Annotated in this window: 20 protein-coding genes; 9 read left to right on the forward strand and 11 right to left on the reverse strand. The window is 69.2% G+C overall.

Annotated elements, in window-relative coordinates; genetic code table 11:
* Positions 1 to 7: 7 nt before the first annotated feature.
* On the reverse strand, positions 8 to 388 hold the full coding sequence (locus BM199_RS01190) for a sterol carrier family protein (RefSeq protein WP_091668136.1): 381 nt from the start codon (positions 386 to 388) through the stop codon (positions 8 to 10).
* 75 nt (positions 389 to 463) lie between these two features.
* Between BM199_RS01190 and BM199_RS01195 the strand changes: the two genes are divergently transcribed.
* The 4 genes from BM199_RS01195 to BM199_RS33685 all read left to right on the forward strand — a co-directional run bounded on the left by BM199_RS01195 (position 464) and on the right by BM199_RS33685 (position 4,413).
* Entirely contained in the window at positions 464 to 1,072 is a 609-nt protein-coding gene (locus BM199_RS01195) for a type VII secretion system-associated protein (protein ID WP_091668139.1), read from the forward strand.
* 154 nt (positions 1,073 to 1,226) lie between these two features.
* Complete coding sequence (locus tag BM199_RS01200; protein ID WP_091668142.1) at positions 1,227 to 2,057, forward strand: lysozyme; 831 nt, start codon at positions 1,227 to 1,229, stop codon at positions 2,055 to 2,057.
* 178 nt (positions 2,058 to 2,235) lie between these two features.
* Complete coding sequence (locus BM199_RS01205; RefSeq protein WP_091668145.1) at positions 2,236 to 3,102, forward strand: lysozyme; 867 nt, start codon at positions 2,236 to 2,238, stop codon at positions 3,100 to 3,102.
* Positions 3,103 to 3,330: 228 nt separating this feature from the next.
* Positions 3,331 to 4,413, forward strand: coding sequence for a hypothetical protein (locus BM199_RS33685; protein WP_177242426.1), 1,083 nt, complete (start codon positions 3,331 to 3,333; stop codon positions 4,411 to 4,413).
* 131 nt (positions 4,414 to 4,544) lie between these two features.
* Here the strand turns inward: BM199_RS33685 and purL are convergent, their stop codons facing one another.
* Positions 4,545 to 6,854, reverse strand: a complete 2,310-nt coding sequence (gene purL / locus BM199_RS01215) for a phosphoribosylformylglycinamidine synthase subunit PurL (protein ID WP_091668146.1) — start codon at positions 6,852 to 6,854, stop codon at positions 4,545 to 4,547.
* Positions 6,855 to 7,020: 166 nt separating this feature from the next.
* Here purL and BM199_RS01220 point away from each other — a divergent pair, with 166 nt between their 5' ends.
* Positions 7,021 to 8,670 (forward strand): ABC transporter transmembrane domain-containing protein, encoded by a 1,650-nt coding sequence (locus BM199_RS01220; RefSeq protein ID WP_091668149.1) that lies wholly within the window; start codon positions 7,021 to 7,023, stop codon positions 8,668 to 8,670.
* Positions 8,661 to 10,433: an ABC transporter ATP-binding protein gene (locus tag BM199_RS01225; protein WP_425425478.1), complete on the forward strand. Its 1,773-nt coding sequence runs from the start codon at positions 8,661 to 8,663 to the stop codon at positions 10,431 to 10,433. Before BM199_RS01220 ends, BM199_RS01225 begins: the two co-directional genes overlap by 10 nt.
* A gap of 81 nt (positions 10,434 to 10,514) precedes the next feature.
* Here BM199_RS01225 and purQ read toward each other — a convergent pair whose 3' ends face one another.
* Positions 10,515 to 11,198, reverse strand: a complete 684-nt coding sequence (purQ, locus tag BM199_RS01230; protein WP_091668152.1) for a phosphoribosylformylglycinamidine synthase subunit PurQ — start codon at positions 11,196 to 11,198, stop codon at positions 10,515 to 10,517.
* Positions 11,195 to 11,434 carry a phosphoribosylformylglycinamidine synthase subunit PurS gene (gene purS / locus BM199_RS01235; RefSeq protein WP_091668154.1) on the reverse strand — a complete coding sequence of 80 codons (240 nt, stop codon included), beginning with the start codon at positions 11,432 to 11,434 and terminating at the stop codon, positions 11,195 to 11,197. The genes purQ and purS overlap by 4 nt, the downstream gene beginning before the upstream one ends.
* A gap of 300 nt (positions 11,435 to 11,734) precedes the next feature.
* Between purS and BM199_RS01240 the strand changes: the two genes are divergently transcribed.
* Positions 11,735 to 13,312 carry a GMC family oxidoreductase gene (locus BM199_RS01240; protein ID WP_091668157.1) on the forward strand — a complete coding sequence of 526 codons (1,578 nt, stop codon included), beginning with the start codon at positions 11,735 to 11,737 and terminating at the stop codon, positions 13,310 to 13,312.
* A 15-nt stretch (positions 13,313 to 13,327) separates the two neighbouring features.
* Here the strand turns inward: BM199_RS01240 and BM199_RS01245 are convergent, their stop codons facing one another.
* Together BM199_RS01245 and BM199_RS01250 are read right to left on the reverse strand one after the other, a co-directional pair.
* A complete protein-coding gene (locus BM199_RS01245) occupies positions 13,328 to 14,848 on the reverse strand; it encodes an aldehyde dehydrogenase family protein (RefSeq protein WP_091668160.1) in 1,521 nt (506 codons plus the stop codon).
* A 69-nt stretch (positions 14,849 to 14,917) separates the two neighbouring features.
* Entirely contained in the window at positions 14,918 to 16,060 is a 1,143-nt protein-coding gene (locus tag BM199_RS01250; protein ID WP_091668163.1) for an MFS transporter, read from the reverse strand.
* A gap of 75 nt (positions 16,061 to 16,135) precedes the next feature.
* Between BM199_RS01250 and BM199_RS01255 the strand changes: the two genes are divergently transcribed.
* Entirely contained in the window at positions 16,136 to 17,095 is a 960-nt protein-coding gene (locus BM199_RS01255) for an ArsR/SmtB family transcription factor (protein WP_091668166.1), read from the forward strand.
* A 35-nt stretch (positions 17,096 to 17,130) separates the two neighbouring features.
* Complete coding sequence (locus BM199_RS01260; RefSeq protein ID WP_091668170.1) at positions 17,131 to 17,766, forward strand: MBL fold metallo-hydrolase; 636 nt, start codon at positions 17,131 to 17,133, stop codon at positions 17,764 to 17,766.
* Here the strand turns inward: BM199_RS01260 and BM199_RS01265 are convergent.
* The 5 genes from BM199_RS01265 to BM199_RS01280 all read right to left on the reverse strand — a co-directional run bounded on the left by BM199_RS01265 (position 17,729) and on the right by BM199_RS01280 (position 22,097).
* A complete protein-coding gene (locus BM199_RS01265) occupies positions 17,729 to 18,436 on the reverse strand; it encodes a DUF2334 domain-containing protein (RefSeq protein WP_245788066.1) in 708 nt (235 codons plus the stop codon). The genes BM199_RS01260 and BM199_RS01265 overlap by 38 nt on opposite strands.
* A gap of 294 nt (positions 18,437 to 18,730) precedes the next feature.
* Positions 18,731 to 19,663: a sulfite exporter TauE/SafE family protein gene (locus BM199_RS01270; RefSeq protein WP_091668172.1), complete on the reverse strand. Its 933-nt coding sequence runs from the start codon at positions 19,661 to 19,663 to the stop codon at positions 18,731 to 18,733.
* 104 nt (positions 19,664 to 19,767) lie between these two features.
* Positions 19,768 to 19,872 (reverse strand): putative leader peptide, encoded by a 105-nt coding sequence (locus BM199_RS35135; protein WP_425425479.1) that lies wholly within the window; start codon positions 19,870 to 19,872, stop codon positions 19,768 to 19,770.
* A gap of 178 nt (positions 19,873 to 20,050) precedes the next feature.
* Positions 20,051 to 21,481, reverse strand: a complete 1,431-nt coding sequence (purB, locus tag BM199_RS01275) for an adenylosuccinate lyase (protein WP_091668175.1) — start codon at positions 21,479 to 21,481, stop codon at positions 20,051 to 20,053.
* Positions 21,482 to 21,503: 22 nt separating this feature from the next.
* Positions 21,504 to 22,097, reverse strand: a complete 594-nt coding sequence (locus BM199_RS01280) for a TetR/AcrR family transcriptional regulator (RefSeq protein ID WP_091668178.1) — start codon at positions 22,095 to 22,097, stop codon at positions 21,504 to 21,506.
* Between the last annotated feature and the right edge of the window lie 8 nt (positions 22,098 to 22,105).

Consider the following 22,105-nt stretch of genomic DNA (forward strand, 5'->3'; position numbering starts at 1 on the left):
CTCCAGCTCACAACCGCAGGATCGGCAACCAGCGGGTGAGGTCGGCGCGAGTTCCGGACGCGCTGACTTTGCCCTGCTCCACCGCATCCGTCCACTGCAGACGCCCGGTGGCGAGCTCCAGCCAGGTGCGCGCTTCGGTCTCCACGACGTTCGGCGGCGTGCCTCTGGTGTGCCGGGGCCCCTCGACGCACTGCACGGCCGCGAACGGGGGCACCCGAACCTCGACGGTGCGCCCGGGTGCGTCGGCGGCCAGTGTGCGCAAGCTCAACCGGACGGCAGCGGCGACATCCGACCTCGGCGGCTCCGGCCCGTCTCCGCTCAACCAGGCGGAAACCCGCTGGACGGCGGCTCGTAACTGGACGGCATCAGGCGGACGCGAAGGGCTCATTCCCCAACACTAGGATGAGCGCAGGACACGACACCGCCGGACACATCCGGCGAAGCGACAGACGTGGGGACCGATATGGCGCAGCGGGACGAAGCGGACCGGCTGACTTCTAAGCCGACGACCCCGAAGAAGCCGAAGATCACCCGGGAGATGCGGGCGAACGCCAGAGCCAACCCGAACAGCTGGCTCTACGTGATCGACGAGGCCTTCGACCCGAACGGACGGGTTCCGTCCTGGGCGGTGGTCGGCGCCTACCCGGTGAACGCGGCGGGTGACATCGTCGAGGACTTCCATCCCAACGACCGGTACCGGCCGTCCCCGAAGGCGCTCGGTTTCCCCGAACCGAACAACGACCTCGAGCGCCTGCTGCAGCTCGTGCGGACCAATCACCGACCCGCGGAGGACCTGCCGAAGGTCATCCTCGACTCGACCTTGTTCGTGTACGCGATGTCTCCCGTGCAGCGCACGGTCATCGGCTTCCACAACACGGATGGGCGCGTGCTGGTTCCGGCCTACACGGCCAAATCACTGGTGCCGAAGGAGTGGCCGCACGCACGCGCGGTGCTCGGCCGCGACATGGTCGGCTTGCTCGCCGGCCACCCGGTCGCGATCAATCCACACGATCTGGTGACGGCCGTCGTACCGGCCGAGCATCTTGTCCAGGCGCTCGCCCGAGAGCGGTAGTCGCTGCTGACAAGCGAGAAGGACCCTCCTTTTCGCTCTGTCCTACCTGAACACTTTTACCCTTTCGAGTGACTCTCAGCTCGCGAAGTACGTTCTATCGAGGCATCGTGATGCCGTGGAGGGACGTGCCACCAGAGCTGGTTGGGAGTCACCCATGCACAACACGAATTCTGCGTCTCGCGGCGCAGGCATTGTGGTCACCGCGATCGCGGCGATCAGCGCCATGACCGTCACCGCGGCGCCCGCCCCCGCGGTGACCGCCGACTACACCGGCGCGGACGAACGTTCGGCCGGTTCGCAGATCGCCATTCACGAGGGTGTCCACGGTGCACCGGCCAGTGGCCGCTACGCCCCAGCAGGTCAGGTACTCGGTCACGACGTGAGCGGCTGGCAGGGCGACGTCGACTGGCCGGCGGCCGCGAAGGCCGGCGCGAAGTTCGTCTACGTCAAGGCCACCGAGGGCACCGGTTACCGCAGCCCCCGGTTCACTCAGCAGTACAACGGTTCCTACGCCGAAGGCCTGATCCGCGGGGCCTACCACTTCGCCAGGCCGGACGTGTCCGGCGGCGCGGCACAGGCGGACTACTTCGTCGACCATGGTGGCGGCTGGTCGGCCGACGGCAAGACCCTGCCCGGCGCACTCGACGTCGAGTACAACCCGTACGGCGAAACCTGCTACGACAAGTCACCGGCGGAAATGACGTCCTGGATCCGGGCGTTTTCGGACAGATACCACGAACGCACCGGCCGCCACCCTGCGATCTACACCAGTACGAGCTGGTGGAAGAAGTGCACCGGCAACAGCGACGCGTTCGGCTCCACCAGCCCGCTCTGGCTCGCGCGCTACGCACCGGAGATCGGCGCACTGCCCGCGGGATGGTCGAACCAGACGATCTGGCAATGGGCCGACGCGGGGAGCCTGCCCGGCGATCAGAACTACTTCAACGGCAGCTCAGAGCGACTGCAGAAGCTGGCCAGCGGGTAGTTCGTCCGTCCTGTCCCTTCTCACTGTCTGTACGACGTTGCAACTGTAAATCACCCACTTGTTTCGAGTAATTCACGCAAACTCGTGACAAGCGACACAGTTTTCAGCAACAATCGATGCTCGGATGGCTACTCCCTGTGAGCCATTCGGACGCGAGGGCAACTCGGAAGGGATACATATGTCCACTGCACGAAGAGGCTGGCGGCGCGTGATCGGCACCGCCGTCGCAGCCTCGGCCAGTGTGCTCCTGCTTGGCGCACTGACCCCGGCAGCCGCGAACACCCAGGTCATCGAGGGCATGCCCGTCGATGAGTACGTCAAGAAGTACGACCATCCGCTCGGTTCCCAGATCGCCAGGGTCGAAGGCGACCGGTCCACACCCGCCACCAGCGCCACGGCCGTCCACGGTGACGACGTGCGAGTGCAGGCCAGCGTCGCCGGTATCGACGTGAGTGGCTGGCAGAAGAATGTCGACTGGCAGTACTGGTGGAACCAGGGCAAGCGGTTCGCCTACGTGAAGGCAACGGAGGGCACCGGCTACAAGAGTCCGTACTTCGCCCAGCAGTACAACGGCTCCTACAACATCGGGATGATCCGCGGGTCGTACCACTTCGCACTGCCGGACAGGTCGAGTGGCGCAGTGCAGGCGAACTACTTCGTCAACAACGGCGGCGGCTGGTCGCGGGACGGCAAGACCCTGCCGGGGGCACTCGACATGGAGTACAACCCCTACGGCTCCACCTGTTACGGCAAGAGCAAGTCCGCCATGGCCGCGTGGATCAGGGACTTCCACGACACCTACCACTCCCGCACCGGCCGTTGGCCGGTCATCTACACCTCCACGAGCTGGTGGAACCAGTGCGTCGGTACCGCGCAGAGCTTCGGCGGAACCGTGCCGCTCTGGGTCGCGCGCTACAGCTCATCGGTGGGCACCCTGCCCAACGGGTGGAGCTTCTACACCTTCTGGCAGTACACCTCGAGCCCCATTGACCAGAACACGTTCAACGGGGCATACGACCGGCTGAAGGTGCTCGCCACCGGCTGAACACGGTTCAGAACAGTCCGTCACGGCTCTCGTCCGATCCCCGGATCGGACGAGAGCCGCTTCACGCGGACCGAACAACGGCAGGCAGAATGCGTGCAGCCAAGAAGCAGGGGGAGGAACCGAAGCCTCCACGCCCGCGTCGCACCACAGACGCAACCAGCGCGGGCGCGTCTCGACGGCGAAGCGGGATCGAAGTGCTTCCGCGCAGGACCACTGGAGGAACGGCTCATGACCTACCCACCTCAGCCTGGCCAGCCGTACGGTCAGCAACCTGATCCCTACGGGCAGGGTGGCGGCTACCCGCAGTCCGGCGGCTTCCCGCAACAGCCGGGCCAGCCGGGCGGGCAGTACGGTCAGCAGCCCGGTTACGGCCAGCAGCCCGGCGGGCAGTACGGCCAGCCCGGCTACGACCCGAACGCCGGATACGGGCAGTACGCCGGATACCCCCAGGGCGGCCAGTACGGCCAGCCCGGCGGCTTCGGCGGACCGCCGCCCAAGAAGAGCAGGACCGGGCTGTGGATCGGTCTGTCGGCAGGCGCGGTGGCCGTCATCGCCTTCCTGGTGACCGGCCTGCTCGCACCGGGCTTCCTGCTCGGTGACGAGAACGCCGCCGGCGGCCCGAAGGAGACCGCGGAGGCCATCGCGACCGGACTGAACAACAAGGACCGTGCGGCGTTGAGCGCACTGGAGTGCGAAGCTGCCGACGAACCCGTCAGTAAGGCCATTGAGAACGTCGACGATATCGACGGCGCCCGGTTGACCGGCGAGCCGAAGAAGGTCTCCGAGACCTCCTACACGGCCACCGTCGAGGTCGACCTGGAGGGGAAGCCGATCGGTTTCGAGGGCGGTCTCAACAAGGAGGGGGACAAGTGGTGCTGGCAGAGCATCAGCCTCTCCGCCGGGGACATCGACATGCCCAGTCCACCCACCGGCGGCCCGACCGGTGTGAGCGAGGCTGAATCGAGCGAGGCCGACGCCCCGGCCCCTGGTGCGGGGACCGACGGCGACACGGGCACCGGTAGCGCCGCTGCCAAGGTGCTCATGGAGGAGTGGATCGGCAGGATCAACGGCGGGGACAAGGCCGGCTCGATGGAGCTGGTCTGCGAGGCGGAGAAGTCCCTCACCGAACGGGACGTGGACACCCTCATCGACGGCGATGCCCAGCTGGAGCTCGGCAAGGTGGATGACGGCACCTACTACGTCTCGGCCGAACTCGGCGGGACGCTGGAGGGGAAGCCGATGGAGGGCGAGGTCACGGCGGACAACTTCGACGAGACCGGCTTCTGCATCAGCCTCGTCTTCATCAACTGATCGACAACTGCCGTCAGGGCCCCTGGGACCGCGTTCAACACGCGGTCACGGGGGCCCTGACCGCGCTGCACCACAGGCGCGGGTTCACCGGGGCGGGCAGGCAGCGGGGCCGGCTCGGTTCAGCCGCTCGCTCAGTCGAACAGGGCGGGAAGGGTGCCTTCCCAGGCTTCGCGCAGCTCGTCCAGCGGGAAGCTCGCCACGTCCTGGATGTCCAGCGCGCCGGAGTCCGGATCGACCACGCCGGTCCTGCGCCAGGGCAGGCCGCGCGCCGTGCAGAGTTCGGTGAACCGCAGCTCCTCGCTGCGCGGCACCGCGACCAGCACCCGGCCCGCGGACTCCGAGAACAGCTGCACGAAGGGGTCGGTGTCCGGATCGAGCACGATCCTGGCGCCGCACTGGCCGATCAGCACGGTCTCGACCAGCGTCTGGGCAAGGCCTCCGTCGGACAGGTCGTGCGCGGCCGAGATCAGCCCGTCCCGCGAGCCAGCCACCAGGACATCGGCCAGCAGCCGCTCCCTGGCCAGGTCCACCGCGGGCGGCTGCCCGCCGAGGTGGCCGTGCATGACCTCCGCCCACGCGGAACCGTCCAGCTCGTCGCGGGTGTCGCCGAGCAGGATCAGCGTCTCCCCTGCCTCGGCACCGATGCCCGTCGGAATGCGCCTGGTGACGTCGTCGAGCACACCGAGCACGCCGACCACCGGGGTCGGCAGGATCGCCGTGTCCCCGGTCTGGTTGAAGAAACTGACGTTGCCGCCGGTGACCGGGATCCCGAGCTCCGCGCAGCCGTCGGCGAGTCCGTGCACCGCACGCTCGAACTGCCACATCACGCCAGGGTCGGTGGGCGCACCGAAGTTGAGGCAGTTGGTGACCGCGAGCGGCATCGCGCCGCTGGTGGCGACGTTGCGGTAGGACTCGGCCAGCGCGAGCTGGGTGCCGCGGTACGGGTCGAGGAAGACGAAGCGGCTGTTGCAGTCGGTGGAGACGGCGACACCGCGACCTGTCGACTCGTCGATCCTGATCACCCCGGAGTCGGCGGGCTGCGCCAGCACCGTGTTCCCTCGCACGTAGCGGTCGTACTGCTGGGTGACCCACTCCTTGGAAGCCAGGTTCGGCGAGGCGATCATCGTCAGCACGGTCTCGCGCAGTTGCTCCGGAGTGGACGGACGCGGCAGCGAACTCGCGGAGTCGGCCTGTAGTGCATCCTGCGTGGACGGACGCTCGAACGGACGGTCGTACACCGGACCCTGGTGGGCGACGGTGCGCGGCGGCACGTCCACGACGGTCTCGCCGTGCCAGGTGATCACCAGGTTCTCACCGTCGGTCACCTCACCGATCTCCGTGGCGATGACGTCCCACTTGGCGCAGACAGCCATGAACGCGTCCACATCGGACGGCTGCACGACGGCGCACATCCGCTCCTGCGACTCGCTGGAGAGGATCTCCGCGGGCGTCATGCCCTTCGCGCGCAACGGGACCTGGTCGAGGTCGATGTGCATTCCACCGTCACCGGCAGCTGCCAGCTCCGACGTCGCACAGGACAAACCCGCTCCCCCGAGGTCCTGGATGCCAACCACGATCTTCTTGGCGAACAGTTCGAGGCAGCACTCGATGAGGACCTTCTCGGTGAAGGGGTCACCCACCTGCACGCTCGGCAGCTTCTTGCGGCCACCGGCGGTCTCGTCACCGGAGAAGGTGTCACTGGCCAGCACCGAGACGCCGCCGATGCCGTCGAGGCCGGTGCGCGCGCCGAACAGGATGATCTTGTTGCCGGTGCCGGACGCGTGCGCGAGGTGCAGGTCCTCGACCCGCATCGCGCCGACGCACATGGCGTTCACCAGCGGGTTGCCCGCATAGGACTTGTCGAACACGACCTCGCCGCCGATGTTCGGCAGGCCGAGGCAGTTGCCGTAACCGGCGACCCCGGCGACCACACCCGGCAGCACCCTGCGGGTGTCCGGGGCGTCGGCCGGTCCGAAGCGCAGCGGGTCGGCCACCGCGAGCGGGCGGGCACCCATCGCCAGGATGTCGCGGACGATTCCACCGACACCGGTGGCCGCGCCCTGGTAAGGCTCCACATACGACGGGTGGTTGTGGCTCTCCACCTTGAACGTGACGGCCCAGCCGTCACCGACGTCGACGACACCCGCGTTCTCGCCGATCCCGGCGAGCATCTTCTCCTTCATGGCGGGCGTGGAGGTCTCACCGAAGTAGCCGAGGTGCTTCTTCGAAGACTTGTACGAGCAGTGCTCGCTCCACATCACCGAGTACATCGCCAGTTCGGCGTCGGTGGGCCTGCGACCGAGAATCTCGCGGATCCGGGCGTACTCGTCATCGGCCAGACCGAGTTCGAGGTAGGGCTGCGCGAGCTCGGGAGTCGCCACGGCATGTGCGGTGGTGTCGACGACGGTGCTGGTCAGAGTGTCCACGTCAGGATTCGCCACGGGTAAAGAGTAACTGCGGCGCGTCCAGCGCCTCCTTGGTGGGCGGTGGCGGGTGACGGGAGGGCGTAACTGCGGCGCGTTCAGCGCCTCGTTGGTGGGCGGTGGCGGGTGACGGCGCCGGAAATTCGGTCGCTTTGCACACCTGGGGCTTCTAACGTCGTGCGACGTGCCCTACTCGCCGTATCCGGCTCCCGCGCTGCGCCTGTCCGAGCGGCCGACGCCGGCGGGCTTCCTGCTGGCAGTCCTCCGGGCGCGCCCTTGGCTGGCCACGGCGTCGGGGGTGTTCGGTGCACTGTGGCTGGTTCCCGGCGCACTGCTGCCGCTGGTGGTCGGCAAGACCATCGACCTCGGCATCGCCGGTGGCGACACGGGTGCGCTGCTCCTGCTCGGCGGCCTCGTCCTGCTCATCGGACTCACGCAGGCCGTCTTCGGCGCGTGTCTGATCTTCACCGGCCACGGCATGTGGATGCACGGGGCGTCCAGCGCTCGGCGCACGGTGACCGAGCACACCGCCCGCCTCGGTGCGACGCTGCGCGAGCGGGCGGGAACGGGCGACGTGATGGCCTTCTCCACCTCCGACGTCCACCACTGCGGCAATGCCTTCGAAGTCGCGGGCAGGTTGATCGGCGCTGTGGTCGCCTTCGTGGTGGTGGGGATCGCGTTGCTCTCGTTCTCGCCACTGCTGGGCCTCGTCGCGCTGGTCGGAGTGCCTCTGGCCGTGCTGGGCATCGGGCCGCTGCTCGCACCGCTGCAACGGCGGAAGGAGGCCCAGCGCGAGGAACTGTCCGGCGTGAACGCGCTGGGCGCGGACATCGTGTCCGGGCTGCGCGTCCTGCGGGGCGTTGGCGGCGAGCGGCAGTTCCTTGGCCGGTTCCGGATGGCGAGCAGGCGAGTTCAGCACGCCGGTGTGGACGTTGCCCGCAGCGAGTCCTGGCTGTCCGGGGCCGAGGTGGTGCTGCCCGGCCTGGTCACCGTGACGATCACCTGGCTTGGTGCCCGGCTCGCGGCCGAGGGCGTGATCAGCGCGGGCGAACTGGTGGCGTTCTACGGTGCGTCGGCGTTCCTGGTGATCCCGGTGAGCACGGCCACCGAGGCGGCGGGGGCAGCGGCATCGGCGGTGGTTTCGGCGAAGAAGGCATGCAGCCTGCTGCGGCTGCGACCACGCCTGACCGATCCGGCGTCCCCGGTTCCGCTGCCGGAGGGTGCGCTGGAACTGCACGACACCGAGTCCGGCGTGACCGCGGTGGCGGGCAAGCTCACGGTGATCGACCTCGGCGCGCGGGCGGAAGCCGTCGCGGAGCGGTTGGCCAGGTTCCGTGATCCCGCGCCGGGACAGCGTGTGCTGGTCTCCGGTGTGCCCGCGGAGCAGGTCGCGCTGGGCGAGCTGCGGCGGCGGGTGGTGTACGCGCACAACCAGGACCTGTGGTTCTCGGGAATCCTGCGCGAGCAGGTCACCCCGTCGAGGGAGTCGGCCGTGGATGTCGAGACCGCCATAGCGGCGGCCGATGCGGGCGACATCGTGCAGGCGCTGCCCCTCGGCCTTGACGAACTGATCGGTGAGCGTGGGCGGGAGGTCTCCGGTGGTCAGCGGCAGCGGCTGAACCTCGCACGGGCGCTGGCGCTGAACCCCGACGTGCTGCTGCTCGACGAGCCCACCTCGGCGGTCGACGCGCATACCGAGGCCCGCATCACCGAACGGGTCGCCGAACTACGGAGGGGACAGACCACAGTGGTGTTCGCCCAGAGCCCGCTGTGGGCGGCGGTGGCCGACGAGGTCGTCGGACCGGAACTGCCCGAGGTGACGTCGTGCAGCTGAAACTACCGCTGGCCACGGCCGCGCAGGCCCGGGCCTGGGCTCGCGGAACCCTGCGGGCCAATCGTTCGGCCTTCGTCGGGGTCATCGGGCTGTTCATGATCGCGACCGTCGCCGGCCTTGCCGGGCCGCAGATCCTCGGCGCGCTCGTGGACAAGGTGGTCAACGGCGGCGGCACGCTGAGCATCGACGTCCTGGCGCTGATGTTCGTGGGAATCCTGCTGGTCCAGGGCCTCTTGAAGCGTGCGGCGCGGCTTCGGGCCGGCGTTCTCGGCGAACGCGTGCTGGCCCAGACCCGCGAGGACTTCGTGGAGCATTCGCTCCGGCTGCCGCTGGGCACCGTCGAGGCGGCGGGAACCGGTGATCTGCTGAGCCGCGCCACGAGCGACGTCGACCGGATCAGCTACGCGGCCCGCAACGCCGTGCCGGAGATCCTGATCGCGCTGATCACGGTGCTGCTGACGATCGTCGCGATGATCGTGACCTCGCCGCTGCTGGCACTCGGGCTGCTCGTCGCGGTCCCGGTGCTCGGGATTCCGACACGCTGGTACTGGCGGCGGATCCCGAAGGCCTCCGAGGACATGCTGGAGCGCTGGGCAGCACTGCAGTCGGACTTCCACGAGACCGCCGAGGGCGGTCGGACCGCCGAAGCGCTCGGGCTCATCGAACGGCGGATGAAGAACGGCGAACACCGCCTGCAGGACGCACTCGTCGGTGAGCGGGTGATGCGCAGGCTGCAGGTGCGGTGGGTGCCGTGGCTGGAACTCTCGCACGCGGTCCCGATCGCGGCGATCCTGCTGCTCGGGGCCTGGGCCTACAGCGACGGGCTGGTGCAGCTCGGCACGATCACCACGATGGTGCTCTACGCGCAGGCGCTGGCCGCGCCGATGGACGAGGTGCTCTGGTGGGTGGAGGACCTGCAGATCTCCGGCAGCGCGCTGCGCCGGGTGCTGGGTGTGCGTTCGAGCGCCGAGGATCGGCGGGACGCGCCCGACAAGGTCCCGAGCAAGCAGGACACGGTGCTGCGGGTGCGCGACGTGCGGTTCGGCTACTCGGCGGACCGAGAGGTGCTGCACGGCGTCGACCTGCGGGTGCCGGAGGGCGAACGGCTGGCTGTGGTGGGCCCGTCGGGGGCGGGCAAGTCGACACTGGGCCGACTGCTGGCCGGAATCGCGGCACCGACCAGCGGGTCGATCACGATCGGCGGGGTGGAAGTGTCCTCGATGCCGGAGGATCTGTTGCGCGGTGAGGTGCTGTTGCTGACCCAGGAGCACCACGTGTTCGCGGGCACGCTGCGGGAGAACCTGACCCTGCCCACGCGGCCGGAGCAGCAGCACGGCAACGGGGAGTGGAGCGACGCCGAACTGCTCGATGCGCTGGACGCGGTCGGCGCGTCGGGATGGTCGCGATCGTTGGAGCGGGGACTGGACACGGTGCTCGGCTCGGGGGCGCGCTCGGTGCCCGCCGCCGTCGCGCAGCAGCTGGCGCTGGCCCGGGTGGTGCTTGCCGATCCGCACACGCTGGTACTCGACGAGGCAACCTCGTTGCTGGACACCGGGTCGGCGCGGAAGCTGGAGCGCTCGCTGAGCCGGGTGCTGGCCGGGCGGACGGTCATCGCCATCGCACACCGGCTGCACACCGCCGCGGCGGCCGACCGGGTGGTGGTGTTGGAGGACGGCCGCATCACCGAACTGGGCAGCCACGACGAACTACTCGCCGCGAACGGCCCCTACGCCCGCCTGGTCCGCGCCGCCACTCCCGCCTGATCGCACTTTCCCGGGAAAGTGCGGTACTTGCGCACGCCGGGTATCGCACTTTCCCGGAAAAGTGCGATACCCGTGGGGCGATCAGGCGGCGGAGACCAGGGAGTCCAGCGCGGAGTAGAAGATGCCGAGGCCGTCGTCGGACGGGCCGGTGAGAGCGTCGATGGCGTGCTCGGGGTGCGGCATCAGGCCGACCACGCGGCCGTTGGAGCTGGTGATCCCCGCGATGTCGGCCCTGGAACCGTTGGGGTTGCCGCCGACGTAGCGGAACACGACCCGGCCCTCGGCCTCCAGCATGTCCACCGTCTGCTGGTTGGCGACGTAGCAGCCTTCCATGTTCTTCATCGGGATGAGGATCTCGGCGCCCGCGTCGTAGCGCGTGCTCCACGCGGTCGAGTTGTTCTCCACACGCAGCCACTGGTCCCGGCAGATGAAGTGCAGACCCTCGTTGCGCACGAGCGCACCGGGCAGCAGGCCCGCCTCGCACAGCACCTGGAAGCCGTTGCAGATTCCGAGCACCGGCATGCCTTTCTGGGCGGCCTCGATGACCGAGGTCATCACCGGGGCGAACCGCGCGATCGCGCCCGCCCGCAGGTAGTCACCGTAGGAGAAGCCGCCGGGCACGACCACGGCGTCGACGCCCTTGAGGTCGGCGTCGGCGTGCCACAGCGAGACCGGTTCGGCGTCGGCGTAGCGCACGGCGCGCTCGGCGTCCGTGTCGTCCAGGGTTCCGGGGAAGGTGATGACCCCGACGCGCGGGCCGCTCACGCCTCCACCCGGCGCACGGTCCAGTCCTCGATCACCGGGTTGGCCAGCAGGCCCTCGGCGATCTTGGCCAGCGTCTCGTCGTCGACGGAGTCGTCGACCTCGAGCTCGAAATGCTTGCCCTGACGGACATCAGTGACTCCCTGGAAACCGAGGCGCGGCAGTGCTCCCGCGACAGCTTGGCCTTGCGGGTCCAGGATCTCCGGCTTGGGCATGACGTCAACGACGACTCGGGCCACGGCAGACTGCTCCCTCGTCTGTGCAGGTCGGCGGTACTTGATGAGCGTATCCGAGCGATCTGGGAGCGAACTCGGCGGCCTCATACGGTCGCGGCGGGTAGCCCCCCGACAAGCCACCCGCCGCGACCCGCGTACGCGTCCCTCGGACGCGACTTCCGGTAGACGGACGTGACCGCGAGTGAGTTGCTCGAACGCCGCAGATTCAGGCAGACGGAGCAGTCCGGGCATGACACCCTTGGCCAGAGTGTGTGTCGTCGGTCATCATCAGTAGTTGACGCAGCGCCAATACCAGGAGGCATCGTGGCCGATCAGGACTGGGACTACGTGATCGTCGGAGCGGGCAGCGCCGGCTGCGTCCTGGCGAACCGGCTGACCGAGGATCCGTCCGCACGGGTGCTGCTGCTGGAGGCAGGCGGGGAGGACACCGCCGACGAGATCCGCGTTCCGGCCGCCTTCGCCTCGCTGTTCAAGACCCAGTGGGACTGGAACTACGAGACCACCGAGCAGAAACACCTCGGCCGCAGCGCCTACTGGCCACGGGGGAAGATGCTCGGTGGCTGCTCGTCGATGAACGCGATGATCTACATTCGCGGCAACCGCGCCGACTACGACGGCTGGCGCGACACACACGGCGCCGCGGGCTGGGGATACGCCGACGTGCTGCCCTACTTCGTCCGCGCGGAGGGCAACACCCGCCTCGGCGGGCCGCTGCACGGCACGGACGGACCGCTGCGTGTCGAGGACCGGGTCTTCACCCATGAGCTCTCGAACGCCTGGGTGGACTCGGCTGTCACCCACGGAATCAAGCGCAACGACGACTTCAACGGGGAGTCGCAGGAGGGCGCCGGGCTCTACCAGGTGACCTGCCACAAGGGCAGACGCTGGTCGGCGGCCGACGCCTACCTCCGGCCCGCGATGAAGCGTCCGAACCTCACCGTGCGCACCCACGCGCAGACCACGCGGGTACTGCTCAGCGACGGCAGGGCGACGGGTGTGTCCTATCTGGAGGGCGGATCGGAACGAACGGCCTACGCGGGCACCGAGGTGATTCTCTGCGGCGGAGCGATCAACTCGCCGCAGTTGCTCATGCTGTCCGGCATCGGTCCTGCCGAGCATCTGCGTGAGCACGGTATCGACGTGGCCGTGCACCTGCCCGGCGTCGGCGAGAACCTGCACGACCACCCGGCCGCGCCGGTCATCTGGTCCACTCGCGACACCACCGACCTGGTCGACTCGGCCACCCCGCTCGGCATGCTTCGCTGGCAGCTCACCAAGCGCGGCCCGCTTGCCTCCAACGTCGGCGAAGCGGGCGGCTTCATGTCCACAGTGGATGGGTTGAACGCGCCGGACATGCAGTTCCATGTGGCGCCGACACTGTTCTACGACAACGGTTTCCGGGAGCCGACGGTACCGGGTTTCACCTCGGCGACGACCCTGGTCGACGTCGCCAGCCGAGGCAGGCTGCGGCTGCGTTCGGCGCATCCGCAGTGGCGTCCCGAACTCGATCCCGCCTACTACAGCGAACCGGCCGACTTCGACGCGACGCTGGCGGGGATCAGGACGCTGATCGAGATCGGGCGCACCGGTCCACTGGCCCGCTACCTGGACAAGCCGTTCCTGCCCTCGATGGAGGAACCGGACGAGGCGGCGCTGGCCGAGCACGTGCGGCAGTGCACCCAGACCCTGTACCACCCGGTGGGAACGTGCGCGATGGGCAGCGGCGAGCAGGCGGTCGTCGACCCGGCGCTGCGCGTGCGCGGCGTGGACGGGCTGCGCGTGGTGGACGCATCGGTGATGCCGGTGGTGCCGCGAGGCAACACCAACGCGCCCACGATCATGGTCGCGGAGAAGGCCGCCGACCTCATCCGCGGCCGCTGATCCCGGCGGGCGGTATCAGCGCTTGCCGTGCATGACGGCCATCAGTTTGCCGACGAGGGCGTCGGTCTTCTCCGACCGGCTGAACGTCGTCAGTGCCAGCGGCGCCGTGTAGCGCTGCCTGGCGATCGACTTCGCCCTGGCGAACTCGCGCAGGCCCTCGGGGCCGTGGATCCGGCCGAAGCCCGAGTCGCCGACCCCGCCGAACGGCAACGACGCGATTCCCGCGAAGGACAACGGCGCGTTGATCGCGGTCTGTCCGGTACGCAGGCGCCGCGCGAGTTCCATTCCGCGCCGCTTCGAGAACACCGTCGAGCCGAGCCCGAACGTCGAGTCGTTGGCCTTCTCGACCGCCTCGTCCATGTCGCGCACCTTGGCGATGGTGACGGTCGGCCCGAACGTCTCCTCGCGCACGGCGATCGAGTCCTCCGGCACGTCGACCAGCACGGTCGGCTGCACGTACCGGTCACCGACGGCGTCGGCCCCGCCCACCAGCGCCCGGCCGCCCTTGGCGAGCGCGTCGGCGATGTGCCTGCGGACCACGTCGAGCTGGCTCGGCATCGTCATCGGGCCGTACTGCGCGCCCGGGTCCGATCCGGCCCGCACCTGCTTCGTCCGCTCGACGACCTTGGCGACGAACTCGTCGTACACCTGCTCGTGCACGTACACCCGCTCCACGCCAACGCAGGTCTGCCCCGAGTTGGAGAACGCGCCCCAGACGGTGGCGTCCGCCGCCGCGTCCACGTTGGCGTCCGCATCGACCAGCACCGGGTCCTTGCCGCCGCCCTCGATGATGACCGGGGTCAGCGTCTCGGCGGCCGAGGCCATCACCTTCTTTCCGGTGGCGGCCGAGCCGGTGAAGGCGATCTTGTCCACACCGGACTTGGTCAGCGCGGCACCAGTCGCGCCGAAGCCGGTGATCAGCTGGAGTACCGGGTGCTCGGGCACCACCTCGTTGAACGCGTCGACCAGCCACTTACCGACACCGGGCGTGTACTCGCTCGGCTTGAACACCACCGCGTTGCCCGCGGCCAGCGCATAGCTGACCGAACCCAACGGCGTGTAGACCGGGTAGTTCCACGGGCCGATCACGCCGACGACGCCGAGTGGCCGGTACTCAACACTCGCCGCCTGGTTGGACAGCAGCAGGCCCGCGGCCCTTCGCTGCTTGCCGAGCACCTTGCGGGCGTTCTTGCTCGCCCACGCGATGTGCTCGATGGCGAGCACGGACTCCAACTGCGCGTCGCCGCGCGGCTTGCCGGTCTCGGTGTGCACGACGTCGCACAGTTGCGCGAGTCGCCGCGCCAGCACGCCCTTCCAGCGGCGCAGCCGTTCGGCTCTGCCGTCGAAACCGAGCGAGTCCCACCATCGCACGGCCTCGCGAGCGCGGGCGACAGCCTGCTCGACCTCCTCGGCGGTGTGCACCGGGTAGGTACCCACGACCTCGTCGGTCGCCGGATTGAGCGAGTCGAAAGTCTCCCTGGCCGGGGCGGCCGTGTCGGGTGTCGCTTGCTCGGCGGGTTCCACGATGCGGGTCATCAGGCATGCCTCCATCGGCTCGGCTCCAAGACCAGACTAAAGCCCTACTGGCAAGCTGCCAACAGGCTGTCAGGAAGGACGTGCCACCAGAATGGCACAGGCCAGCGCCGCGCTACCCGCGCCGAGCAGCGGGGCCAGGTGCAGCGGGAGCAGCCCGACGGTGAGTGAACCGATTCCGAAACCGGACGCGTTGACAGCGAAAGCCACCGAGAAACCCTCCGCCCGCCGCCCCTCGGGCAGGAGCCGCTGCAGCCGGACCGACGCCACGGTGAGCAACGGGCCGACGCACGCGCCGACGAGCGCCACTCCCATCAGCAGCCCTGCCCATCCGGGCACCACAGCCACCAGCACGCCACCCAGGACGAACCCGCAGAGGAACACGATCGCCGAGGCCCTGGTGGTCCGGCCCCGCCAGGCGAACAGTGCACTCCCGCCGATACTCGCGCCGGACAACACGGCGACGATCAGGGCCGCCGCGGCTTCCCCCGCACCCAGGCGCTGCGCCAGCGGCAGCGGAGCGACCTCGATCGTGGACAGCAGGTGCCCGATGGAGAACAGGCACGCGAGCCAGCCCACCGCCGTGCGAACCGGCAGCTCGGGGCGCTGCGCCGGTTGCTCCACCCGCACCGTGACCGTGCGGGGCGCGAAGGTGGCCGCGAGCAGGTAGACCACGGCCATCGCGGCGAGCGGCAGCAGCGAGTCCACCAGGTTCAGCAGCACCACCAGCATGGGTCCGCCGATCAAGACGGACTCCATCAGCATGGCGTCCACCGCGATCGCCCTCGGCAGCAGCGCGTCGCCGACGGTTCCGGCCAGGAGGGTGCGAAAGCCTCCGGAGAGCCCGCCTGCCACGACACCCGGCACGACCACGAGAACGAGCAGCACGGCCGGCGCCGCCCCCGCCGCGGCAGCCGTGGCGAGCGCGGTGAGCCCCGCCGCGGCGGCGAGCAACATCAGCACGATGCCCCTGCCCGCGCCGATCCGGTCGAGAAGTCTGCCTGCCGGCACGGCGCCGAGCAGTTCGGCCACCACGAACACCGCCATCATCACACCCCCCAGCCGGTACGAACCGGTGGTGGCGGTGGTCAGCACGGTGAAGGCCAGTGGAGCCATCGTCGCGGGCAGCCGTGCGAGCTGAACCCCGGCGGACCAACGCCAGTACCCGCCATGGCGCAGGAGACCGGAAGTGCCCGCGTGGTCGATCGTCGTCATGTCGAGGACTCTGCGGCGCGGTGATGGTGCGCGATACTGATTCGGGCAAGGCCGAATTGGACGGGGTGGTCGGGCGTGATCGAGCTGGTCCTCACCCGGGCGAGCACCAACCGTGTGCGGTTCGCGATCTCGCCGCTGGAGGAGGCACTGGGTGCGGTGCAGACGCTGACCGGGCTGCGCGGGCACCCGGCGCACCTGCCCTGGCTGACCGAGGCCGCGCGCAGGGTGGGGACGCTGCCGATCGGCGAACTGCGGCTGGTACTCGGCGCACGGCGCTACATCACCGACTTCCTCAGCCCACCCCCGTCCGGGCCACGGACCACCGCGCAGGCGCAGCTCGCCGAGGTCCGCAGAACACCGCCCGAGCAGGTCGCCACCGAACTGGCCATGGTCGACGCCGATCTGGGCGCGCTGCCGAACGATCCGCGGCGGGCCCGCGATCTGCTCGCCGACCAGTTGGAACTCGTGTGGGCCGAACTCATCGCGCCGCACTGGCCGAAGATCCGGGAGTCGCTCGCCGCCGACATCGCGTATCGGTCCGCGAGACTGGCCGAGGGCGGCACGGCGCTCGCTCTTGCCGGGCTTCATCCGCGGATCCGGCTGACCGGTGCGGTGCTGGCCATCGAGAGCCGCAGCCGCGCGCGGCTCGAACTGGACGAGCGCGGCCTCGCCCTGCTGCCTTGCGTGTTCGCCTGGCCGAGGGTGGGCGTGATGATGGTGCCGCCGTGGCAACCTTCGGTGCTCTACCCGGCTCGGGGAGTGGCGGAATTGTGGTCATCACGTCCGGCTCCGGACGCCGCGCTCACCGCCGTGGTGGGCAGGACGAAAGCGGCGCTGCTGCACGCACTGGACAAGCCGGCCACCACGGCAGCACTGGCGGCGGAGTTGGAATTCGCGCCGAGCACGGTCTCCGAGCACCTGACCGCCCTGCGCGCCGCGGGACTCCTGACGGCGAACCGCAGTGGACGCACCGTGCTCTATCGCCGTACCCCACTCGGGGACGCACTCCTCGACGGCTCGGCACCCTGGACGTAGCCTTGATGCACATGCCTCCGTAGCAGGGAGAACAGATGCGTATCGTCCACTTCGGACATTCTTGCGTTCTGCTCGAGACGGACAGCGCCCGAATACTGGTCGACCCCGGCACGTTCTCCGCAGGCTTCGAGAACGAGCGGGAGCTGGACGCGGTCCTCATCACGCATCAGCATTTCGACCACATCGACTCCGAACGCCTGCCCGCGCTGCTCGCCGCGAATCCGGGCGCCGAACTGATCACCGATCCCGGCACTGCCGAGACGGTCGACAAGCTCGGCCTGCCCGCCCGCACGGCCCACTCGGGCGATGCGTTCACCATCGGCGGCACCGAGGTGATCACCGTCGGTGGACGGCACGCGGTGATCCACGCCGACATCCCGGTGGTGCCCAACGTCGGGTTCGTGTTCGGGGCCGGTGCGTTCTACCACCCTGGGGACTCGTTCCACGTCCCCGAACAGCAGATCGACGTGCTCGGCCTGCCGACCGGCGCACCCTGGCTGAAGGCGAGCGAGGCGATCAACTTCCTCCGCGCGGTCGGCCCCCGGCTCGCCGTGCCGATCCACGAGGCCGTGCTGGCGAACCCGGCCATGCACTACGGCCTGTTCACCAACCTCGCGCCGGAGGGCACCGAGGTCAGGGTGCTGCCACGCGGCGAGTACGCGTCGCTGTAGCGGAGTAGGTCGCGCCGCGTGCTCCCGACTCGAGCGCGATGTCGACGGCATCGAGGAAGGCCTGCCACCTGCCGGCGCGCTCGAGGTCGGCGGCGTCGACACCGAGCCGGACCAGGCCGCCCCTGCGAGCGGCGCGAGCCGCGCTGAGCACCAGCGCGAAGCAGCGGACGGTCTCGGTGCGCTGGCGCTGTGCGCCGAACCCGTGCACTCGTGCACGGTGGAGTTCGCCGGTGCGCAGGACCCGGACCGCCGACAGGTCGGCACACAGGGAGAAGCCGCGCTCGAGCAGTGCGTCCAGGGTACCGCGGGACACGAGCCAGCGCGGCGGGGCGAACCCGTCGGCCCGCAGCCCGGTGCGCTCCAGCGCGGCGGTCGCCGCGGTCAACCGGAGCCGGGCCTCGTGCGCCGGCAGCGCGGCGAACTCCGCCTTGCGGCCGATCCGGACCGTATGGGCCGGCGTGATGCGGTGGTCGTAGCCGTGCAGCAGGACATCGTCCCCACCGGCTGCGCGGGCGCGCATCCACTCGGTGGCGTCGGATTCGGCGGAGTTCGGGGTGACAAGCATGGACAGCGGGACCTGGCGCCGATCCAACTCGGTGGCGAGCTCGGCGCAGCGGTGCAGCGATCGGGAGGTGATGCCGGACAGCGAGACGAGCAACCGTGCGTCCACACCACCCAGTAGGCACGACGGGGGTGGCCATCGCCTTTCCCCGAGGTGACACCCCCGCGAAACCAGAAAAACAGATCAGCGCGCGATGAGCGGACCACTCACCCGCACTGCCGCCACCCCAGCCCCAGCCCCCTCACAGATGGAGCGTCTGCAAGTACCACCAAGCAAGATCACCTTCGCCGTTTTCCGCTACCAACCCGGCGAGCGCCGCATGCCGCTTGGTAGCACTTGAGGACGATGTGGATCTTGCTTGGGCGTACTTGCAGACGCTCCAAGCTCTGGAGGTGACCGGGGTCAGGAGGAGAGGGGCTCGGACTGGCGCGCGGGGGTTTTGGGGTCGTCCTCGCCTGCGAGGGCGTTGACGCGCTTCTCCTCGCGCACGGAACGGATCGCGGCGAACAGACCCGCGCCCCACAGTGCGACGATCGCCGTGTAGATCACGATGATCAGCGCGGTTCCCGCTCCTGCGGCGATCAGCAGCGAACGGGCGTTCGTGAAGACGATCATCCCGCCTGCCGCGGCACCGAGCACGCGCGGCGGCATCCTGCGAACCAGCCAGGCAGCGAACGGCGCGGCGATCACGCCACCGATCATCAGCCCGGCCACCACGGTGTAGTTCAGGTGGTGCTCCTGGGAGAGCGCGAAGAAGAAGCCGACGCTGGCCGCCAGCGCGACGATGAACTCGGACGTGTCCACGGAACCGACGACCTTGCGCGGCTCAAGCCTGCCGGACGACAGCAGCGTCGTGGTGGCGACTGGACCCCAGCCACCGCCACCGCTGGCGTCGATGAACCCGGCGATCAACCCCAGCGGCCCGAGAAAGCGCGCACCGGGACGCTTCGCGGTGATCAGTTTGCCCAGCTTGAGGAAGGCAAACCGGATCAGCACGTACAGCCCGAGCAGCAGCAGGATCGTAGTGATCCAGATCGCCGCCGAAGTACTGGTGAGGGAGGTCAGCACGTAGGCCCCGAGCACGGCGCCGATCGCGCCGGGCAACGCCAGGATGCCCACCGTGCGCCAGTCGATGTTGCGGAAACGCCAGTGCGAAACGCCGGATGCGAGCGACGTGCCGACCTCGGCCAGGTGCACCGCGGCGGAAGCCACGGCAGGCGCTGTCCCCACGGTCACCAGCGTCGTGGTCGCGGTGACGCCGAAGGCCATCCCGAGTGAGCCGTCGACGAGCTGGGCGAAGAAGCCGGCCAAGCCGAACAGGAGGAGAGTGTGCATGCGGACCTCGTGAGTCAGGGCCGGCCGCGCAGTCGTGTGGCGGCCGCGGCGGAGGAATTGACCAGACCGGGCGAGACCGCTGGAAAGCGCTAATGCACGCTACGTCAGCGGTGGCAAAGTCGGCACATCGCCGAACTGACGCGCAGCAGATCGATGTGCCTGCGCTGTACCAGCGCGACACGATCGACGATTGCCACCTGCGTCACCACGACGGTGATATTTCCAGAGCACCGCGCCGCAATCCACTCGTTCTCAGATAGTGAGCGGCCGGGTGAGCGAGGTCACGCCGCCTCGACCCCTTGCACTTTTCCGGGAAAGTGCGAGGCCGAACACGCGCGATCCCAGGTCGCGGGCTCACCCCTGAGCACTTTCCCGGGAAAGTGCGAGTCAGAGGATGGGCTGTGGGGCGTAGGACGTGGCCTCGGGGAAGCGCTTGAGGACGTCCTCGATCCGGGCTACGACGGCCGCGACCTGGCGTCCGGCGGTCCCGGTGAAGGAAATCCGGTCGGTGAGCAGCTTCTCGAGCTCCGCAAGGCCGAGCGGCACTCGCTCGTCGGCCGCCAGCCGGTCCAGCAGGTCGTTGTCCGTCTGGCCCTGCTCGCGCATCGCGAGCGCGACGGCGACGGCGTTCTCCTTGATCGCCTCATGCGCGGTCTCCCTGCCGACGCCCGCGCGCACCGATGCCATCAGCACCTTCGTCGTCGCGAGGAACGGCAGGTACCGCGCCAGCTCGCGGTCGACCACCGCGGGGAAGGCGCCGAACTCCGCCAGCACCGTCAGGAACGTCTCCAGCAGCCCGTCGAGCGCGAAGAACGCGTCCGGCAACGCGACCCTGCGCACCACCGAGTCAGACACGTCGCCCTCGTTCCACTGGTCACCCGCGAGCTCGCCGACCATGGAGAGGTAACCGCGCAGCACAACGGCGAGCCCGTTGACCCGCTCGCAGGAACGCGTGTTCATCTTGTGCGGCATCGCCGACGAGCCGACCTGACCAGGCTTGAAGCCCTCGGTGACCAGCTCGTTGCCGGCCATCAGCCGGATGGTCGTGGCCATGCTGGACGGCGCGGCCGCGACCTGGACCACAGCCGAAACCACGTCGAAGTCCAGTGAGCGCGGGTACACCTGCCCCACGCTGGTGAGCACCCGCTCGAAGCCGAGGTGCTCGGCGACCTTTCGCTCCAGGCTGTCCAGTGCCGCCTCATCGCCCAGCAGGTCGAGCATGTCCTGTGCCGTGCCGACCGGACCCTTGATCCCGCGCAGGGGATAGCGCGCGATCAACTCGTCCAGCCGGTCGAACGCGACCAACAGCTCGTCGGCCGCCGTCGCGAACCGCTTGCCCAGGGTCGTGGCCTGTGCCGCGACATTATGTGAACGACCGGCCAGCACGAGGTCGCCGTACTCGGTCGCCAGCGCGGCAAGCCTGCCGAGCACGGCCGCGACGCGGCCGCGAACCAGCTCCAGCGAGCGGCGCACCTGCAACTGCTCAACGTTCTCGGTGAGGTCCCGCGAGGTCATGCCCTTGTGCACGTGCTCGTGCCCGGCGAGCGCGTTGAACTCCTCGATCCGGGCCTTGACGTCATGCCGGGTGACCCGTTCCCGCGCGGCGATCGACTCGAGATCCACCTGCGCCAGGACACGCTCGTAGTCGGCGAGCACGCCGTCCGGAATCTCGACACCGAGCTCGCTCTGCGCCCGCAGAACAGCCAGCCAGAGCTCCCGCTCCAGCATGACCTTGCGCTCCGGTGACCACAGCTCCACCAGCTCGGTGGAGGCGTAGCGGCCGGCGAGCACGTTCGGGATTCGCGGTTTCTCACTCACGGCGCAACAGCGTAAACCCCGGTCAGCTGAGTGCTGTGCGCAGCATCCTGGCGGCGGCCGCCCTCGGCTCGGGGTCCACGGCCACCAGCGCGTTGACCACGGAACCGTCGACCAACGCGATCAGCCGTTCGAGCTCCACGGCGCCGACGGACGTGCCCGACCGGGCGAAGATCTCCGTGAGCAGCTCGTTCAGCTCGGCATTCAACATCCGCATCAGCGGCCGGAGGTGGGGGCGGCGGCCGGTGGCCACCAACCGCTCGTACCGCAACAGCACCGCTTCGGCATCCACGGCACGGTCGTCGTGCTGTGGGCCGAGTAGCAGTTCGAGGACCAGATCGACCAGTGCGTCGACGCCGCGTTCCCTGGTCACCAGGTCGTCGAGACACTGGCGCCCCTTGTCGAGTTCCGCACGCGACTGTTCTTCGACGGCCGCCGTGACCAGGTCGTCGAGAGAGTCGAAGTAGTACGTGGTCGACGCCAGGGGCAACCCGGCCCGTTCGGCCACGGCCCGATGCCGGATGGCGTCGAAGCCGCCCTCGGTGAGCAGCTCGGCGGCCGCGGTCACGAGTGCCGCGCGCCTGCGCTCCCCCTTGGGAGTGCTGGCAGGGGTGCTCATTCTGATTG

The organism is Amycolatopsis marina (assembly GCF_900111885.1).
Taxonomy (GTDB): Bacteria; Actinomycetota; Actinomycetes; order Mycobacteriales; family Pseudonocardiaceae; genus Amycolatopsis; species Amycolatopsis marina.

Excerpts from the sequence above, each read along its gene's own strand:
- BM199_RS01205 (WP_091668145.1), top strand. The coding sequence starts at position 2,236 with ATGTCCACTGCACGAAGAGGCTGGCGGCGCGTGATCGGCACCGCCGTC.
- BM199_RS33685 (WP_177242426.1), top strand. The coding sequence starts at position 3,331 with ATGACCTACCCACCTCAGCCTGGCCAGCCGTACGGTCAGCAACCTGAT.
- BM199_RS01260 (WP_091668170.1), top strand. The coding sequence starts at position 17,131 with ATGCGTATCGTCCACTTCGGACATTCTTGCGTTCTGCTCGAGACGGAC.
- BM199_RS01250 (WP_091668163.1), bottom strand. The coding sequence starts at position 16,060 with ATGACGACGATCGACCACGCGGGCACTTCCGGTCTCCTGCGCCATGGC.
- BM199_RS01200 (WP_091668142.1), top strand. The coding sequence starts at position 1,227 with ATGCACAACACGAATTCTGCGTCTCGCGGCGCAGGCATTGTGGTCACC.
- BM199_RS01270 (WP_091668172.1), bottom strand. The coding sequence starts at position 19,663 with ATGCACACTCTCCTCCTGTTCGGCTTGGCCGGCTTCTTCGCCCAGCTC.
- BM199_RS01245 (WP_091668160.1), bottom strand. The coding sequence starts at position 14,848 with ATGACCCGCATCGTGGAACCCGCCGAGCAAGCGACACCCGACACGGCC.
- BM199_RS01280 (WP_091668178.1), bottom strand. The coding sequence starts at position 22,097 with ATGAGCACCCCTGCCAGCACTCCCAAGGGGGAGCGCAGGCGCGCGGCA.
- BM199_RS01195 (WP_091668139.1), top strand. The coding sequence starts at position 464 with ATGGCGCAGCGGGACGAAGCGGACCGGCTGACTTCTAAGCCGACGACC.
- BM199_RS01190 (WP_091668136.1), bottom strand. The coding sequence starts at position 388 with ATGAGCCCTTCGCGTCCGCCTGATGCCGTCCAGTTACGAGCCGCCGTC.